The sequence below is a fragment of the Burkholderia sp. Tr-862 genome (assembly GCF_011753085.1).
GTDB classification, from domain to species: domain Bacteria; phylum Pseudomonadota; class Gammaproteobacteria; order Burkholderiales; family Burkholderiaceae; genus Burkholderia; species Burkholderia ambifaria.
The window spans coordinates 1-18,920 of the sequence record NZ_VWWG01000066.1 but is presented as its reverse complement, the minus strand read 5'-3'; the positions used below and the strand labels follow the sequence as shown (position 1 = coordinate 18,920).

Sequence of the window (18,920 nt, the reverse complement as noted above, 5' to 3'; positions counted from 1 at the left end):
TCTCACTTAACGTTAATCCTGCGTCCTTGCCCTGCATTCGTTTTGGACTGGTTCACCGTCCCGTCCAAGTTCACGACGGCACTGAATCTCCCCCTACTATCAAATACTTCGAGATGATCCTTGTGCATTCCATCGAGGTAAAAATAATCGCCCTGCCTGATGGCACCAACGTTTTCCGTAGCCTTATAAATGCTCTGACCGTCGATTTGTGTCAGCCTCGTCTTTTGTGAAGCGTCTTTCAGGTCCGATCCAAATCCCGGTGTACCCAAAAACGCGCCCATGTTACCGACGCCACCCTGATTCGGCTTGTAACCCGCCATCGTGAGTGGGTCGTTCATCATCTGCTGAAGCCAGTCAGGCGTCAGCGCCGTGATGATGGCCTCAACCGCTCTTTGCACACCAAGCGGACTGATCAGCGGTCCGGCCTTCGCACTCGAATCAAGCTCAGTCGAATTGTCGATAATGGCATTGTCACCCTTATCCCGGCTTTGTCCCGTGAAACCGGGAAGCTTGAATCCTGACAGCCAAGTAGGCGGTGGCGCCATTTGCAGCGGCGCCGCCTGGTTATTCTCGACTTCGATCTTAGCCGTCCCTGCCGCCGTCGCGATATCCTGCCCTGATATCGCCGCAACGCCAGCAACCAGACTGGACACGAGATTGTCACGGGCTTCGCGCTCTTTTGCCGACATGGCGGTCGTCGGAGCCATCAAGCTGCCGATCACCGAGCTCGCAGCGGCTCCCATCGCACCAGCACCACATGCTTGACCGCCTGCGGCCGCGCCCGCACACCCCACGATCGCATGAAGTGCCGCGCGTGCCGCCTCACTGTCGAGGCTGTCGGCGATTTGCTTGACCTGATTCGCGCCAAGCTGTTGCACGTATGCGATCGTCGCATTCTGCGCGAATTGGCCAAGCCCACCCGTCACATTGCCGCCTGCAGCTACCGACAGGGCCGTAAGCACCTGACGATACGTGCCGCTCGGTCCCCAGTTGGCGTTCAGTTCGTTGGCGCGCTGCTGGGCGGCCGCGCGTTCCTCCGGCGTCAGATTCGGGTTGTTCGCGGCGGCCTTTGCTGCGTCCGCTTCGGCCGCTCGATTCGCGACGAATGTCCCAGCCTGATTGATAAACTGACTCGTAATGTCGAAGCCGGCCTGAATCTTGTCCTTGTCGAAGATCGGCGCGAGCGCACCACCGGTGTTCGACGTATCGCGATTGACGCTGGCGACCGCTTCGGCGGCCGTCTGCCCCGTCAATTGCTGCTGCTTCGCACCGTCGGTGATGGTAATGGCGCCGCCACTGATACCGCTCTTCGTGGTCGAATTCGCATCGCCGGACGCACTGAGGGCCACCGGTGGCGCTACCTGCAATCCGCCGTCGCCTTTCGGCAGCGTCGTCCCCGGCACCGGGTTCACGTTGGTCGCCGTGCCTTTCTGATCCTTGCCGATTTGCCCGCCGACACCGCCAGACAGTCCGATCGAGGACGCGTCGTACGACGCATGGTTTTCGATATCGCTGTGCGTGAGCGTCGCCGTCGTCAAGCTGTTGACGCCGTCCTGGACGGCTTTGTCGCTGCTCGCGATGACGCCACCCTTGAGATCAGTGTTGCCCTTGACGTTGACCTGGAATCCGCCGTCGCCGGCCTTGATGCCGGACTGCTCGCCTACGGCCGCGTAGTCGCTGTGCATTTTCTGCTGGCTGAAGTTCGCCGCCGCGCTCGACGAACCGCCATAACAGAAGGGCGGCACACAGACGCTGACTGACACGCCTGCACTTTGCTGCTTGGAATCGTAATGGTCCTTGTCCTGCAAGCTCCCGACATTCAGGTTACCGCCCACGTCGGCCACAACCTGCTTGCCCGACGCCACGGCGCCCTTCAGATTCGTATCGCCGCCTGATTTGATCGTCAGCGTATCGCCCGCGGTGACATGCGTGTTCGTCCACGTCGTCGAATCGCCGTCTGCGTGCCCCCGATTGCCGGCCACGCCCGCATTGAGTGAGAAACCGTTTTGCGAGCCGACGGTAAATGCAATACCCACCGACGCGCTCGATCCGCTGTTGGTGGAATGCTGGCTGCTGGTGCTCTGAGCAGCTTGCAGGTTCACGTTGCCGTCGGCTGCCAGCAGCGCCTCGTTCCCGGCCGACACCGTGCTGCCGATCACATTGATATTGCTGTCGGCGCCTGCCCCCGACGCTGCGATCGTGACGTTCCGACCTGCCGACAGCGTGCTCCCGACGGCCGTGCTGGCCTGCGCTTGCGACTGGCTGTCGCTCTTGCTTGCGCCCAACGAAATACTGACCCCGACGCTCGTCGGCGATTGCGCCGGGTTACCGCTGGTCGCGCCATCATAGAGGTTCTTCGCCCCGAGCCCGGTGGTGGCCGCTGCCAATGCCGTCAGGCGGGGATCGCCATTGGTGTGCCGCGCGGCTTCGGCCATTTGCCGGCCCGTCTGTACCGCGGCCACAACCGGATTGGTGAATCCGACCGACAGGCCGGCTTGGCGGAACTGTTGCTGCTCCGCCTGGCTCATCGTGTCGTAAGCCGAATCGATCGTGACGGTCTTGCCCACCACGGCGAGATCGTTGCCGGCATGGAGAAGACTACCGGTCGCATGCACATCGTTGCCAGCGCTCACTGTCAGATTGCCGTCGAGCGCGCCGATCGCGCTGCCGTTGTTCTTCACACTGGCGGACTCCTGCTTGTCCGATTGCGAGCGCGAACCAATCGAAACCGACAAACCTCCATTCGAGAGCAGGCCGGACTCCTGCTTTTCGTAGTAGGTGGACGACTGGATCGTATCCTGCGAGGTCTTGATGTTGATGTCGCGCGTGGCCTTCAAGGTCACGTCGTTCGTGCCGACGATGTTGCTGCCCGTCACGTTGATGTCGCGGCCGCTCGCGACCGTCACACCATCCGCCGAGATCGTGCTGCCCTGGCTGTAGATTGCCGTCTGGTCGATCCCGCTCGCGACCTTCGAGCCGCTCACCACATTGCTATGGCTGTGGGTCTCGTGCGAATTCAGTTCGTGCGTCTCGGTTGCCGCGCCGATATTCACGTCGCCAGCCGCGAGCAGGTTCGCATTGCCCTTGTCGAGGCTGATCGTGCTGCCGGAGAGCATGATGTCCTTGCCCGACACGATATTGACCGTATCACCGCCCTTGAACGTCGTCCCGGTCAGCGCCTGATCGGACGTGTGCAGCGTCTCCGCGTAACTGCCGTGACTGTCGCTACCCGAACTGTTGCTGTTCACCGTCGACGTCGCGCTCGCCGCGCCGAGCGTCACATTACCCTTGGCCGCGATCGTGCCACCCTGGCCGAGGTCGAGCTGCGCCCCCTTGGCCGTCAGGTCGCCGCCAACGCCGATCATCGACTGCCCGCCGACCGTCACCGAGCTGCCGGTGACCTTGTTGATATCGGTATTCGACACACCGTTCGCACGCTGCACGATCTTGTGCTCGCCGGTCTGCACCGCGCCGAGGTCCCAGTTACCGCCGACATTCATGCCGAGATTGCCGCCCACCGACAGGTTGCCCGCGTTCTGCTGAAAGTTGCCGCCGGTCACAATCACTGCATCGCCGGCGACATCCAGCTTCGCAGTCGGCCCGAGCGTGGTCACCACGCTCGTCGCACCGTCGCGGCTCACGCGTGTGTTCGTCTTCGTCGCCGCGTCGAGAATCAGGTCCTTCCCGGCATCCAGTTGCAGGCTGCCAGCCTTCACGTTCGCCGACGTCAGATCGATGTTGTTTTCGGTCTTCAGCGACATCAGCCCGCCGCTTTGCAGCGCGCCGAACGCGTTGTCGATCTGCTTGCCCTGGATCGCCAGCGTATTGTCCGCCTTGATCGTCCCGCTGTTCGTGAATGACTGCGCGTTCTGGAAATCGATGTTCGTCGCGCTGATCAACGGGCCGTCGATATTCTGCTGGCTGGCCTTCGCGAGATACACGACCGGCACGAGCACCGACTGACCGTCGACCACGCGCGTTTCCATCATGATCACGTTGCTGGTCAGCTTCGACACCTGATCTGCCGACAGACTCGCACCGATCGGCAGATCGAGCGACTTCGACAGGCCCGCACCGGCTGCCATCAGTGACTGATACATCGTCTGCAGGTCCGCATATGGTCCGAGCACCGCCTTGCCCGTCAGCGCGGTGACTTCGTTACGCACGAGCTGCTGTTCGTAGAAGCCGTCACCGAGGCGCTTCGGAATGTGCGTGAGGTCGACGCCGAGCTGGCCGAAGAAGTAGTCGCTCGAAATGAAATTCTTCTGATTCGTGAACGCCGGGTTCGTCTCGATCACGTAGCTTGCGTTCGGCGTGGTGGTCGGTTTGAACAGGCCGCCCTGCGGAATCGTGAGGTTGTTGAGCACGTTCAGCGCCGTCGCACTGGCGATGATCGGGTCGACCGGCGCAGGCGGACCTCCGTGCACCGACGATGCACCTGATTTCGCGCCACTCGCGTTACCGCTCAAATTGGTCGGTGTGAGACCCGGCACGGACTGACCGGGCAGCAAACCGAGCGACGGAATCGATGCGTTGCCGGCCGTGTTGTTGACGCTGCCACCCGTACCCGAAATCGTGCCGTTCGAGCTCATCGTCGAAAAGTAGCCCGGCAGCGTGTAGTCCTTGATCGACGCCGGCGCCGCCTGCGTGTAGCCGCCCGGGCGACTACCGACGAACGGCGCATTGCCGAACGGCAATTGCCAGTCGTGTTCGCTGTTGTCGTAGTTGTTGTAGTGATATTGCCCAGAATACGACACCGACACGCCCGGCAGTTTCTGACCGGACGCAGCCCAGCCATCCGCGTCATAGCTCCCCGGCATCTTGATGTCGCCGACGGCTGCAATGTTGCTCCAGTAGTTTTGCAGCGTGCCGACCGACGATGCATCGATCTTGCCGCCCGATACGATCTGGGCGGCCGGACTGATGTCGGTCACGGTCGTCGCCGTGGCGCTGTCCGCGTAGTAGGTCGTGAACTGATATGTGCTGTTCCACTGACCGCCATGAGGCGGCTCGGTGTAGACGCCGCCGATGCTGTCCGGATCCTTCACGCCTATCCGGCCCGTGCGGCCGCTGATCGGAATGCCGAACTGCCCGAGCAGCGATGGATCGATCGAGCGGGTCGAGGTCTTCATCACGCGCCGCGTGCTCGTCACCTTGTCCGCGTGCAATTCCATATCACCGCCGGACTGGATCAGGGCCGACACGTTATTGACCAGCGCCGCGTTCGTGTAATTGCCGCTCGCGTCCTTGCCGCCTGCCAGCACCACCTTGCCCATGCCGAAGATGGCCGTCGTCGCCATCGAGTCGGTCGCGGTCGTGTCGTCGCGGTTTTCGATGTCGTGCGCCAGGATTTCGAGTGTGCCGTTGCTGTCCGACGCACCGATCAGCGCGGTCGGGCCGAGGTTCGAGATCGTATTCGTCGCGTTGAGCGAGGCGCTGGCGCCGACGAGCGCGCCCGTGTTCGTCAGGTTGGTCGATTGCGTGTGCAGCAGGCCGCCAGCGGTCAAGGCGCCCGCGTTGACGATGTTGCCCGCGTTGACGCTCAGGTTGTTGACCGATTGCAGGTTCGCATTGTTCGTGAAGGTGCCGGGCAACGTGAAGGCAAGATCGTGACCGACGTTGAACTGCGTGTCCGATGCCGCCGTGTAATCGCCCTGCAGGTTCACGTTGGCGTCATGCGTCGCGCTATATGTCCCGCCGCCTTGCAGCGTGGCCGCCGCGACCGACAGGTCGTGCGTCGAGCTGATCTGGCCATTCGTGTTGGTGATCGCGGCGGTCGTCGTGACGTGCACGTCGCCGTTCGAATTCGTGATGTTGCCGATGGTGCCGCCGCTGTTGTCAACGGTGTTCGCGTTGACGTGCAGCGAGCCGCCGCTGAGCTGGCCGCCTTGCGTGTTGCTGATCGACGCTGCGCCGACCGTCACATCGCCGTTACCGGTGATCGCACCCATGCCGGACACGCCGCCGGCATGACTGTTGGCGATCTGGCTACCGCCTTGCACCGTCATCTTGCCCGCACCGAGGTCGACAATGGCGCCATCCGCGTTGTCGATCGAGGCCGATTGAATATCGAGCGTGCTGGTGTCGCCCGCGGTCGACTGCCCCGCCTGAACGTGACCGCCTCGGTTCGACAGCGCACCGCCGTTCGTCAATGACAGCGACGCGTCCGATCGCAACAGACCCTGCGCGTTGTTGACGTCGCCCGCGATCGTGGCGTTGATGCCGCGCTGCGCCGCAAGGATACCGCTCGCGTTGTTCCAGGTAACCGCGTTGACGATGGCATGCCCCTTCGTCACGATGGTGCCCGACGCGTTGTTCAGTGCGCTCGATCCGTTGCCCGGTGCGATCGTCAGCGTGCCCGTGCCGGCATGCGTAATGGTGCCGCCCGCGTTGTTCAGTTCAGCCGGCTTGAGCGTCAGGTCGGTGCTGTTGGTCTGGATCACGCCGGCGGCCGAGTTATCGAGCGTGCCGCTGACGTTGATGCCCATCGCCGACGAGCCGTATTGCGTGATCGTGCCGCCGTGGTTGACGAGGTTTGCGGCCGTCAGCGCAAGCTGATTGGCCTCGAGCTTGCCACCACTGTTGTCGAGCGTTGAATCGGCAGTGACCGACAGGTTCGGCGCGACGATCGATCCGCCCTGATTCGTCATAACGCCTGTGTGGATCGTCGCGTTCGAGCTGGCGCCGATCTGGCCACCGTCGTTCGTCAACGTACCGCTGGAGACACTCACGTCCGTGTTCGACAACAGCTTGCCGTTCGCGTTGTTCAGCGTGCCGGCGACGGTTGCCGCCAGTCCTGTCTGCGCGTTGATCGAGCCCGACGTGTTGTTCAGCGCGCCGGTTTGTGCGACGACGCGCCCGTTGCTCGCGATCGAACCGCCCACGTTCGACACCGAGCCTGTCCCGCTGCCAAGCGTCAGTGTGCCAGTGCCGGCATGTGTGATTGTGCCGCCGTCGTTGACGATCGCCGTCGGCGCAAGCGTCAGGTCGATACTGTTGGTTTGCAGCGTGCCGCCATTCGAGTTGTCGAGCGTGCCCGACACATTGACGGCCATCGGGCCAGCCCCGGTCTGCGTGATCGTGCCGCCGTGATTCACGAGGCTCGTCGCATTCAGCGACATCTGGTCGGCCAGCACTGAGCCAGCGCTGTTGTCGAGCGTCGTTGCGCTAACCGTTGCCGTATTGCCGACGATCGAGCCGCCATTGTTCGTCAACTGAGCGCCGGCATCGACCGTGATGTTCCGCGCGGCCTGCAGCGTGCCGCCACCGTTGTCGATTGACTGGCCCGTGACACGCAGATTCGTGTTGGACGTGATCGCGCCGCGGTTGACAACGTTTGCGCCGCGAACCGAAACATCGCCGTTGCCGCCGATGACACCGCCTCGCGCGCCGTTCGCGGTGGTACCTGCAGCATTGATCAATTGGCCGCTGGTCGCTACCGACAAGCCATCACCGTTGAGCGACGTGATCCGGCCCGCAGTGTTATCGAGTGACGCACCGGCCACCGTCATGCCCGCCGCGCTTTGGATCGTGCCCTGGTTGTTCGCGATAGCACCGCCATGTATGTCCGCCGTGCTTTCGGAGACCAGTTCACCGGACTGGTTGGCGATCTGGCCGGCCACGTTGACCGACAGCGGGCCTTGCGACGATACCTTGCCGCCCTGATTCGACAGGTTGCCGCCGGTCAGCGTCGTGCCGCCGCCACTCGACAGGCTGCCGTGATCGTTGATTACCGTGCCGGATGCATTCGCCTGAATGGCGCCTTGTGCGCTCGTCGTCGCGTTCGACAGGTTCACGTCGCCAGCCGTCGCGTTGAGCGACAGACTGCCGTTTGCCGCGGTCTGGCTGCCGGCCAGATTCACGTTGCCGCCGGTCAGCGACGCATTGCCGCCGGCGACGTTCTGACCCGTCGCGGTCAACTGCCCCGACGCGGTCAGATTCAGGTCACCGCTGTGCGCGACGGAACCGTCGTTGTTCACGCCTGCACCGAGCGTGCCGGTCGAATTGACGCTACTGGCATTCACCGTCGTATTCTGCTGCGCCGCGAGCGTCCCCGTGTTCGCAATATCAGCGCTTGTGTTGGCCGACAGCGATTGCTGCGCATACGTCGTGCCGCTGTTCTGGATGCCGCCTACGGCGGACAGCGCGAGGTTGCCACTCGCCGTGGTCTTACCCGTCAGCACAAGGCGGCCGTTCGACTGCAGTGTGAGATCACCCGCCTGGGCCGCAATCGTACCGGCGTTGGCCACCCCCACGCCGTTCTCGTTCGATGCGAGGAAAATCCGATTGCTATACATGCCACCCAACTGACTCACGTCGATAGCGACCGACGGGGCGGGGCCGTCGCCGGCGATTGGCGTCGCGGCAAGCGTGTCGTGGTTGACCTGGCTCGCGCCGGCGATCACGTTCAGATTCTTCGCGTAGACGGCCGCGTTCACCTGCACCGCGCGCGCAATCAGATCGACCTGATCGATATTGGCGGCGTTCAGGCCCGCGCCTGCGACGGTCACGAGGCCGCGGCTAACGTTGTAGCCGGCGAGCGACCCATCGGCGCCATAAAACGGCACGCCGGTTGTCAGGGTCGCGCGACTGGTATTGAGAAAGCCCCCGCCGTCGACAAAGATGCCGGACGGGTTAGCCAGGACCAGTTCCGCACGGGCGCCCGCTATCTCGACTGTGCCGCGGATTTGAGACGGGTTCGGACTGTTGACCTGGTTGACGATGATCCGCGCGGCCTGCCCGGCTCCGTAGTTCGGGTTGCCGTTGATCCAGCCCGCCTGCTGCGTCTGAACCATCGTGGCCGAGTTGTTCAGGATCGCGCCGGGCTTTTGTACGTCGAACTGGTTGTAGGTGTTGACTGATACGCCTGCACTCGACGGACGCGCCACGTTGACTTGTGGCAAACCATTCGGCGTCTGGATCACCTGCGTGCTGGTGCCCGGCGTCGGAACGATCTGCGCATCGGACAAGACGGGCAGCATGCCAAGTACGGCAACGCCGGCCGCAACGGCGCGCGTGCCGGACGCCGATGAACGCGGTCGCGCGCGCGCCTCGCCCGTTGCCGATTTCCCCTCGGCCGTCGCCGTCTCCGCGACGGCCACCACCATACCCCGAAGCCTGGAATACACCAGGCGGTGCGTATTCTTATTCATTCTCGTCGGCGCAGCCCCGCGCCCAATCGTTGGTTATCGAGCGCGAGCTTACCGAAACATCAAAAAATGACTGTCAAAAATTGCCAAGCTGTTGAATCAGTGCGACAAAATTCCAATTTCAGATGAGTCTGATTGACTTGCGCTTGGCCATATCTCGTCGATCTTCCCCGCGTAGACGGCCGGTCCGGACCACACGTGATCGGATGGCGCGCCGGATATGGAAGATCTTCGACGGCTTCGCCGCCGCGCACATCACACCATCGCGAACTCGATCACCGGTTCGCACCGGATCGGGAAGTTCACGGAGTTCGCGATATAGCACTTCGCATGCGCATCATGATGCAGCCGCTCGGCCAGCTCGCGATCGTCGCCCGCGCGGATCGTCACGCGCGGATGCAGCACGATTTCGGTGAAGCGCCCCGGCTCGGAGGTGTCGAGCATCGTCCCTTCGGCATCGTCGACATACGCGAGCACGCGGATGCCCGCATCGGAACACAGATGCAGATACCAGAGCTTGTGGCACGCCGATGCCGACGCGAGCAGCAGATCCTCCGGATTCCAGCGCGCCGCATCGCCGCGAAACGCCGCGTCCGACGAGCCCGCAATGTCCGGCTTCGAACCCGCGCGGATCACATGATCGCGACCATATTCGCGATACCCCGACGTGCCGGTCCCACGGTTGCCGGTCCACTCCACTGCCACGCGATACTTGTGTTCGCCATGCGCCATCTCGCTCTCCTCTGCCATCGGATGTGATGGCCGCCATTGTGTCACCGCGACGCCGTTTGGTATACCATTATTCCAAAATGAGGACTCAAGGGATGGAAGCCAGACTCGATTCCACGGCGGATGCCGTGGCCGCATCGCTGCGGGAAATGATCATCAACGGCGAGTTGCAGGCCGGCGAGCGGCTCGTCGAGCGCGACCTCGCCGAGCACTTCGGGATCAGCCGGATTCCGATGCGCGAGGCGATCCAGCGCCTGGAGCGCGAAGGGCTGCTGGACATTTTCCGCAATCGCGGCGCGGTCGTGCGGATGCTGAGCGCGTCCGACGTGCAGGAAATCTACGACATGCGAGTACTGCTCGAAGGCGACGCCATCTACCGCAGCGTGAAGCGGCTCGACGACGAAACGCTGGCGCGCGCCGAACTCGTGCATCGGTTGCTCGGCGAATCGAGCGTGGCGCGCCGCCAGGGCGAGCTGAACCGTGAATTCCATCTGCTGCTGTATTCGTGCTGCGGCAACGCGCGCCAGTTGAAGGCGATCGCGGAACTGCGCAGCCAGGTCGAACGGTACGAGCGCCTGCAGGCCACGCTGCTCGCCGACACCCCCTCGTTCCAGGTCGAGCACGACGCAATCCTCCAAGCCTGCCGCGAACGCAATGCCCGCGGCGCCCGCGCGATGACGGTCGCGCACCTCGATTCGGCCCGACGCATCGTGATGCGGCTCGTCGAAGGCAACTGAGAACTGAGGCCGGCCGGCGGCCGAGCGCGCGCCCACGCATGTCCGGCCGCCATCACGCGGCAAACCACCGAATCGGCCTCGTCCCCGCCCCCAACGCAACAAGGTCAACTTACGATTGCAAATACATCTCATTTGCATTAGATTTCGGCCCGCAAATGAACTGTTTGGAACACGGATGCCGGCGCGAGACGGCCCGCGGTGCCCGAACGCGGACCAATCTCTGAGGACGGGGTATGAGCAGGAAGAACTGGGCGGCCGCACCGATGGCCATCGTCGTCGGCACGGCCGGGCTGAGCGCCGCCGATGCGCAGGAACTGTCGCTGCCGGCGATCGAAGTCTCCGGGCAGCGCGCGACGGCGCCGTTTCGCGCGCCCGAATCGACGAGCGCGACGCGCACCGAGACGGACGTGATGGAGATTCCGTTCGCGGTCAGCAGCGTCGACAAGAAACTGATTCAGACGGTGGCCGCCACACGCGGCGAAGACCTGTACGACTGGGTCGCCGGCGTCGCGCGGCAAAACAACTTCGGCGGGCTGTGGGACAACTACGCGGTGCGCGGCTTTGCCGGCGACGGCAACACGTCCGGCACCGACTACCTCGTCAACGGCTTCTCGTGGAATCGCGGCATCAGCGTGCCGCGCGACACCGCCACGCTCGAGCGCATGGAAGTCCTCAAGGGGCCCGCGTCCGCGCTGTACGGCCGCGGCGACCCCGGCGGGCTCATCAGCTACACGACCAAGCAGCCGCAGTTCGCGCGCGCGAACACGATCGGCGTGTCGGCCGGCAGCTACGGCGCGCTGCGCGAGACGCTCGATTCGACCGGCCCCGTCACGAAGTCGCTCGCGTACCGCTTCATCGCGATGAACGAGGACAACGGCAGCTTCCGCGATACCGTGTCGAGCAAGCGCTACCTGTTCGCGCCGTCGTTCACGTGGGACATCGGCGCGGACACGACGCTCCACTACGAATTCGAGACCGCCCGCCAGCGCGCGCCGCTCGATCGCGGCGTGGTCGCGGTCAACGGGCAGCTCGGTGCGGTGCCGGCGTCGAGGTTCATGGGCGAGCCGCGCGACGGCGACTACGACGTGCGCAACTCGGGCCACCAGTTCACGCTCGAACATCGCTTCAATGCCGACTGGTCGGTCAACGCCGGCTTCGCGCAGCGCGACACCGACCTGTCCGGCCGCTCGTCCGAAGCGTTCGCGCTGCAGCCGGACGGGCGTACGCTATGGCGCCGCTACCGGCAGGTCGCGTTTCACTCGAACGACGTGCAAGGCCGCGTCGAGGTGGCCGGCAAGGCCCGCACGGCCGGCATCGGCCATACGTTCGTGATGGGCGTCGACGCGTATCGCTTCAACTACGACCAGTTCGTGTCGCGCTCGACGCCGACGGCCGCGGCGCCGTATGCGATCGACATCTTCGATCCGGTCTACGGCCAGCCGGCGCCCGTGCCGCGCACCGCGACGAACCTGCTCGAGCGCGACGACGGCCAGGGCCTGTACGCGCAGGACACGCTCGCGTTCGGGCCGCACTGGAAAGTGCTCGCCGGGCTGCGCTGGGACCGCTTTCACCAGTCGGTCGACAACCGCCTGAAGGGCGTGACGACGAGCCAGCTGCAAACGGCGCTGAGCCCGCGGCTCGGCATCGTGTACGAGGCCAGCCCCGCGCTGTCGCTCTACGCGAACACCGCGTATTCGTTCCGGCCGAACAACGGCGCCGACGTGAACGGCCGCGCGTTCGATCCGGAGAAGGGGCACGGCTATGAGGCCGGCGTGAAATGGGCCGGCACGCGCTGGCTCGCGACCGTCGCCGCGTTCTACGTGAACAAGCGTAACGTGCTGACCGCCGATCCGGCGAATGCCGGGTTCTCGCGTGCGGCCGGCGAAGTACGCAGCCGCGGCGTCGAATTCGAATGGAACGGCGAACTCGGCCACGGGTTGCGCGGCATCGTCAACCTCGCGTACGTCGATGCGCAGGTCACGCACGACAGCGTGCTGACGCCGGGCGCACGCCTCGTCGACATTCCGCGGCTGAGCGGGAGCGCGCTGCTGATGTACGAAACCGCGCTGCCGCTCGTCGACAAGGCCGGCGCGGGCGCGGGCGTGATCTACGTCGGACGCCGCGCGGGCAATACCGCGAACACGCAGGATGGCTTCGACCTGCCCGCTTACGCGACCGTGCAACTCAACGGCTACGTGCAGGTCAACAAGCATCTGCGCGCGTCGGTGGTGCTGAACAACCTGTTCAATCGCACGTACTACGTCAGCTCGTACAACAATCTGTGGGTCACGCCGGGCGCGCCGCGCAGCCTGTTCGCGTCACTCGCGTACTCGTTCTAGAACGGCTGGTCGACGGGCATCGCGCGCCGGACGCAAGCCGTGCGTGCGATGCGCGGAAAGTCACAACGCCGCAGACATCACGGGCATGTCCACCATTGCCGCAGGGTGCGCGTCGGCCCTCGCTACGCGGCCGATCGTCGTCCCGACACCGCCCCCGTCGTGCCGCGCACCACCAACCGCGGCAACGACGCCGTGCGCACGCGCGACGCATCGTCGATCCGACCGCCCGCCTCGCGCAGCGCGTTGAGCAGTTCGACCGCGAGCCCGGCAGCCTCGGCGGTCGGGATCGCAACCGTCGTCAACGTGGGACGCGTGTCGCTGGCCAGATGAATATCGGTAATGCCGACGATCGACAGGTCGTCGGGCACGCGCCGGCCGCGATCGGCCGCCGCGTGCAGCGCACCGATCGCGGGCAGGTCGTTGGTCGCGACCAGCGCGGTCAGCCCGGCATGCGCATCGAGCAGCCAGCCCGCCGCGCGCACGCCGCCTTCGATCGAATCGGGCTCGGCCGCGACGATCGATGCGTCGAGCCCCGCTTCGCGCATCACGTCGACAAAGCCGTCATAGCGCGCCGCCTGCACGCCGCTCGCCGAGCCGCCGACGATCACGCCGATCGTCCGGTGCCCGAGTTCGAGCAGATGCCGCGTCGCGATCCGCCCGGCTTCGCGAAAATCCACCGCCACGCACGGCAACCCTTCGGGCGGCGCATCGGGCCGCTCCCACAGACACAGCACGACCGGCACGCCGCGCCGCGCGACGTCCGCCAGATCCGGCAAGTGCAGGTTCGCGTTGGTCACGAGAATGCCTTCGGAAATCGTGCCGGCGATCTGGTCGAGATACGCTCTGCCCTGCAACGGGTCCTCGTTCGTATTGCAGACGATCAGAAACTGCCCGTTGCGGCGCACCGCGCGCTCGACCGCGAGCGCGAACTCCGGATAGAACGGGTTCGCGATGCTCGATACCATCAACGCCACCGTCGGCGCGCGCCCTTCCGCGAGGGCCCGCGCCGCGAGATGCGGCCGGTACCCGAGCGCCTGCACGGCTTCGAGCACGCGCGCGCGGGTGGCTTCGCCAACCCGGCCGCGGTTGCGCAGCACGTTCGAGACCGTCGCGGCCGTTACGCCGGCGCGGCGGGCCACTTCATCGAGTGTCGCCATGACTTACCCACTATATGAGACGTTGATCCAGTATTTGCTTCGCTCACCGAAGCGGTGCACTATCGCCGCACACCCTGCCGCCCGACCGACGGGCGCGACTCGGCCGCGATCGCTATCGGCTCTTTTTTTGATCGCGATGATTAAGCGCTTAAGCATCGATGAAGCGCATTAGAACATGGAGCGGAGACAATGGCGAGCATCTCGATGCGACGCGTGCAGAAAGCCTATGGCGAGCACGCGCCGGTCATTCGCGACGTCGATCTGGAGATCGGCGCGCACGAGTTCTGCGTGTTCCTCGGGCCGTCCGGCTGCGGCAAGTCGACCCTGCTGCGGATGATCGCGGGCCTCGAGGATCTGAGCGACGGCGAGCTGTCGATCGACGGCCGCCGCGTCGACGACGTGCCGGCCGCCGAGCGCGGCGTCGCGATGGTGTTCCAGAGCTACGCGCTGTTTCCGCACATGACGGTCTACGAGAACATGGCGTTCGGGCTGAAGCTCGCGCGCGTACCAAAGGCCGAGATCGACCGGAAGGTGCGCGACGCCGCGCGGATCCTGCAGCTCGATACGCTGCTCGAGCGCAAGCCGAAGGCGCTGTCCGGCGGCCAGCGGCAGCGCGTCGCGATCGGCCGCGCGATCGTGCGCGAGCCCGGCGTGTTCCTGTTCGACGAACCGCTGTCGAACCTCGACGCCGCGCTGCGCGGCCAGACGCGCATCGAAATCGCGAAGCTGCACCGGCAGTTCGAACGCGCGAGCGTCGTCTACGTGACGCACGACCAGACCGAAGCGATGACGCTCGCCGACAAGATCGTGCTGCTGCACGCCGGCGCCGACACCGCGCAGCACGGCAGCATCGCGCAGATCGGCGCGCCGCTCGACCTCTATCACCACCCCGCCAGCCGCTTCGTCGCCGGCTTCATCGGCTCGCCGCGGATGAACTTCCTGCCGGCCGTCGTCGCCGACTGCGACGCGCGGCACACGACCGTCAACGTCGTGCCGTCCGGCGAGACCTTCACGCTGCCGCGCGACGGCGCCGCGCTCGCGCCCGGCGCGACCGTCACGCTCGGCATCCGCCCCGAACACCTGATGCTCGGCGCCGCGCACGACGCGACGACGCTCGCGCGCGACGTCGCGCTCGTCGAACGCCTCGGCGAGCAGACCTACGTGCACCTCGACCAGCCCGGCGGCACGCCGCTGATCGCGAAGGTGCCCGGCGACGCGCCGCTGCGCATCGGCGAGCGCGTGCACGCGCAGGCGCCGGCCGCGGCCTGTCACCTCTTCACCGAAGACGGCCGCGCGGTGCCCGCGCGCGCCGACGTTCCCGTCCACCACTACGCATAAGGATCGGCATGCGCCTCGGAGTCTGTTACTACCCGGAACACTGGCCGGAATCGATGTGGGCCGACGACGCCCGCCGGATGACGGCGCTCGGCATCGCGCAGGTGCGGATCGCCGAATTCGCGTGGAGCCGCATCGAGCCGTCGCCGGGCGAATACGACTGGGGCTGGCTCGACCGCGCGGTCGACGTGCTCGGCGCGGCCGGCCTCGAGATCGTGATGTGCACGCCGACCGCGACGCCGCCGAAATGGCTCGTCGACCGTCACCCCGACATCCTCGCGATCGGCGCGGACGGCCGGCCGCGCGGGTTCGGTTCGCGCCGCCACTACGACTTCTCGTCGCCGACCTATCTGGAAGCCTCGCGCCGCATCTGCACGGCGGTCGCCGAACGCTATGGCCGCCACCCGGCCGTGCGTTACTGGCAGACCGACAACGAGCTCGGTTGCCACCAGACGGTGGTCAGCTATTCGCCCGCCGCGCTCGTGCGCTTTCGCGAATGGCTGAAGGCGCGCTACGGAACGATCGACGCGCTGAACCGCGCGTGGGGCACCGTGTTCTGGAGCATGGAGTACCGGCATTTCGACGAAGTCGACGCGCCCATCGGCACCGTGACCGAAGCGCATCCGTCGCATCGCCTCGACTACCGGCGCTTCGCATCCGACGAGGTCGCGCGCTATCACCGGATGCAGGTCGACGTGATCCGCGCGCATTCGCCGGGCCGGCCCGTCGCGCACAACTTCATGCAGCTGTTCACCGAGTTCGATCATTACGAAGTGGCGCGCGACCTCGACATCGCGACGTGGGACAGCTATCCGCTCGGCGCGCTCGAGGAGCAATGGTTCGCGCCCGAGCTGAAGGCGCGCTGGCTGCGCACCGGCCATCCGGATTTCGCGTCGTTCAATCACGATCTCTATCGCGGGATGTCGAAGCTGCCGTTCTGGGTGATGGAGCAACAGCCGGGGCCCGTGAACTGGGCGCAGTGGAACCCCGCGCCGCTGCCGGGCATGGTGCGCCTGTGGAGCTGGGAAGCGTTCGCGCACGGCGCCGGCTGCGTGTCGTACTTCCGCTGGCGGCAGGCGCCGTTCGCGCAGGAGCAGATGCATGCGGGCCTGAACACGCCGGACAACCAGCTCGACGAAGGCGGCCGCGAAGCGCAGCGCGTCGCGCACGAAATCGCGGCCGTGCTCGGCGCCGATGCCGACGCGAACGGCGCGGTGCGCGCCCCCGTCGCGCTGGTGTTCGACTATGAAGCGAAGTGGCTGTTCGAAGTGCAGCCGCAAGGCGCCGATTTCCACTACCCGCGCTGCGCGTTCGACTATTACTCGGCGCTGCGTTCGCTCGGCCTCGACGTCGACGTGATCTCCGCGCATGCGCCGCTCGACGGCTACCGGCTCGTCGTCGTGCCGCCGCTGCCGATCGTGCCGGACGACTTCGCGACACGGCTCGCCGCATCGGGCGCGCATGCGGTATTCGGCCCGCGCACCGGTTCGAAGACCGCCGACCTGCAGATTCCGCCGACGCTGCCGCCCGGCCCGCTCGCATCGATCCTGCCGCTGCGCGTGTGGCGCGTCGAGTCGCTGCGGCCGAACGTGACCGAGCGGGTCGACGGCACGTTGCGCGACGGCTCGGCGTTCAGCGGCGACGCACGCCGATGGCGCGACCTCGTCGAGCTGCACGACGACGCACCCAGCGTCGTGCGTGCGCGCTTCGCCGACGGTCATCCGGCCTGCGTGTCGCACGGCGCGCTGCACTACTGGGCCGCGCTGTTCGACGACGCGACCACCGCGCGCCTGTTCGCCGACGTCGCGACCGAAGCCGGCCTGACACCGGCGCCGCTCGGCGACGGCGTGCGCGTGAGCCGACGCGGCGGCCTGACCTACGTATTCAACTACGGCGGCACGCCGCACACGCTCGATGGGGTGCCGCCGTCCGCGTTCGTGGTCGGCGCCGCGCAGGTCGAGCCGCAAGGCGTCGCCGTGTATCGAAGCCGTTCGTAGCAACCGCCCCCGGCGCCGCGACGCGCCGGTCACGCACAACGACAGACACACAGGACTGGAGACACACATGACACATCGCCCCCTTCGCGTCGCCGCCCGGCTTGCGACCGCCGCCGCCATCGCGTTCGCTTCGCTCGGCGCCGCGGCGCCGGCCGGCGCGGGCACGCTGACGATCAACATCGCGTTCAAGGGCGCCAGCCAGCGCGCGGTCTGGCAGTCGACGATCGAGGCGTTCCACAAGGCCCATCCGGACATCGACGTGAAGCCCACCTTCGTCGACGAGGAAGCGTACAAGGTGCAGCTCCCCGCGTGGCTCACGACCGTCGCGCCCGACGTGGTCAACTGGCACGCGGGCGAGCGCATGGCGTACTACGCGAAGCGCGGGCTGTTCGAGGACCTGAGCGGCGACTGGACAAAGAACGGCTGGGACGCGATGTACGCGTCGACGCGCAGCGCATCGTCGTACAACGGCAAGCAATACGCGGCGCCGACCGTCTATTACTCGTGGGGGCTGTTCTACCGCAAGGACCTGTTCCGCAAGGTCGGCATCGCCGACGAGCCGAAGACCTGGGACCAGTTTCTCGACGCCTGCAAGAAGCTGAAGGCGGCCGGCATCACGCCGATCGCGATCGGCGGCCGCGACGCGTGGACACTCGCCGGCTGGTTCGACTATCTCGACCTGCGCCTGAACGGCAACGCGTTCCACCAGCAGCTGATGGCCGGCGACGTGCCGTACACCGACCCGCGCGTGAAAAAGGTCTACACGACGTGGAAATCGCTGATCGACTCGGGCTACTTCATCGACAACGCACTGTCCTACGATCTTGACGGCGCGCAGCCGTTCCTGTTCCAGGGCAAGGCCGCGATGATGCTGATGGGCACCTTCATCGCGGCGGGCTTTCCGCCGAACGTGAAGCAGGAAATGGGCTATTACCGCTTCCCGATCATCGACCCGAAGGTGCCGACCGCCGAGGATGGCCCGGTCGAATCGCTGCACATCCCGACCAAGGCGAAGAACAAGGCCGACGCGCATACGTTCCTCGCGTTCGTGGAGACGCCCGAGATGGGTGCGAAGCTCGCGGAAGGGCTCGGCTCGCTGTCGGCCAACAGCAAGTCGCCGGAGCCGGCCGATTCGATTTCGCGGATCGGCTTCCGGATCCTCGCCGACACCAAGGGCGGCGTCGCGCAGTTCTACGACCGCGACATGACCAAGGAGATGGCCGACGAAGGGATGAAGGGGATGCAGCAGTTCCTCGCGAATCCCGCGCAGCTCGATACCGTGCTCGCGCAACTCGAACAGACCCGCAAGCGGATCTACAAGAAGTAACCGCGTGACCCATGCGGCGGCCGCGTGTGCGTGCCGCCGTGTCCGCCCAGGAGGCTTGCCGTGTCCCGTCCGATCACGTCCACCCCGCCCGCCGGCGCCGGCGCCAACGCCACGCCGCCGCGCGGTGCATCCGCCGCCACCGCGCTGCCC

8 protein-coding genes are annotated in these 18,920 nt (G+C 65.7%); 5 read left to right on the top strand and 3 right to left on the bottom strand.

From position 1 onward, the window contains the following. Nucleotides 1–2: 2 nt before the first annotated feature. Both F3J14_RS18880 and F3J14_RS18875 read right to left on the bottom strand, forming a co-directional pair. The gene (locus F3J14_RS18880) at nucleotides 3–9,152 is read right to left on the bottom strand and encodes a hemagglutinin repeat-containing protein (protein WP_166724306.1); all 9,150 of its coding nucleotides are present in this window, start codon (nucleotides 9,150–9,152) and stop codon (nucleotides 3–5) included. Nucleotides 9,153–9,404: 252 nt separating this feature from the next. Continuing rightward, nucleotides 9,405–9,881: an OsmC family protein gene (locus F3J14_RS18875; RefSeq protein WP_166724305.1), complete on the bottom strand. Its 477-nt coding sequence runs from the start codon at nucleotides 9,879–9,881 to the stop codon at nucleotides 9,405–9,407. Between the two features lie 92 nt (nucleotides 9,882–9,973). On the opposite strand from F3J14_RS18875, the gene F3J14_RS18870 reads away from it, so the two are divergent. Then, nucleotides 9,974–10,615 (top strand): GntR family transcriptional regulator, encoded by a 642-nt coding sequence (locus F3J14_RS18870; protein ID WP_166724304.1) that lies wholly within the window; start codon nucleotides 9,974–9,976, stop codon nucleotides 10,613–10,615. Between the two features lie 233 nt (nucleotides 10,616–10,848). Then, complete coding sequence (locus F3J14_RS18865; protein ID WP_166724303.1) at nucleotides 10,849–12,954, top strand: TonB-dependent receptor; 2,106 nt, start codon at nucleotides 10,849–10,851, stop codon at nucleotides 12,952–12,954. Between the two features lie 122 nt (nucleotides 12,955–13,076). Here the strand turns inward: F3J14_RS18865 and F3J14_RS18860 are convergent, their stop codons facing one another. Beyond that, on the bottom strand, nucleotides 13,077–14,111 hold the full coding sequence (locus F3J14_RS18860; RefSeq protein WP_166724302.1) for a LacI family DNA-binding transcriptional regulator: 1,035 nt from the start codon (nucleotides 14,109–14,111) through the stop codon (nucleotides 13,077–13,079). A gap of 189 nt (nucleotides 14,112–14,300) precedes the next feature. Here F3J14_RS18860 and ugpC point away from each other — a divergent pair, with 189 nt between their 5' ends. The 3 genes from ugpC (at nucleotide 14,301) to F3J14_RS18845 (ending at nucleotide 18,770) form a co-directional block, all read left to right on the top strand. Continuing rightward, nucleotides 14,301–15,449, top strand: coding sequence for a sn-glycerol-3-phosphate ABC transporter ATP-binding protein UgpC (ugpC, locus tag F3J14_RS18855; RefSeq protein ID WP_166724301.1), 1,149 nt, complete (start codon nucleotides 14,301–14,303; stop codon nucleotides 15,447–15,449). An 8-nt stretch (nucleotides 15,450–15,457) separates the two neighbouring features. Beyond that, on the top strand, nucleotides 15,458–17,443 hold the full coding sequence (locus F3J14_RS18850) for a beta-galactosidase (protein ID WP_166724300.1): 1,986 nt from the start codon (nucleotides 15,458–15,460) through the stop codon (nucleotides 17,441–17,443). A gap of 67 nt (nucleotides 17,444–17,510) precedes the next feature. Further along, entirely contained in the window at nucleotides 17,511–18,770 is a 1,260-nt protein-coding gene (locus F3J14_RS18845) for an extracellular solute-binding protein (protein ID WP_166724299.1), read from the top strand. Nucleotides 18,771–18,920 lie beyond the last annotated feature (150 nt).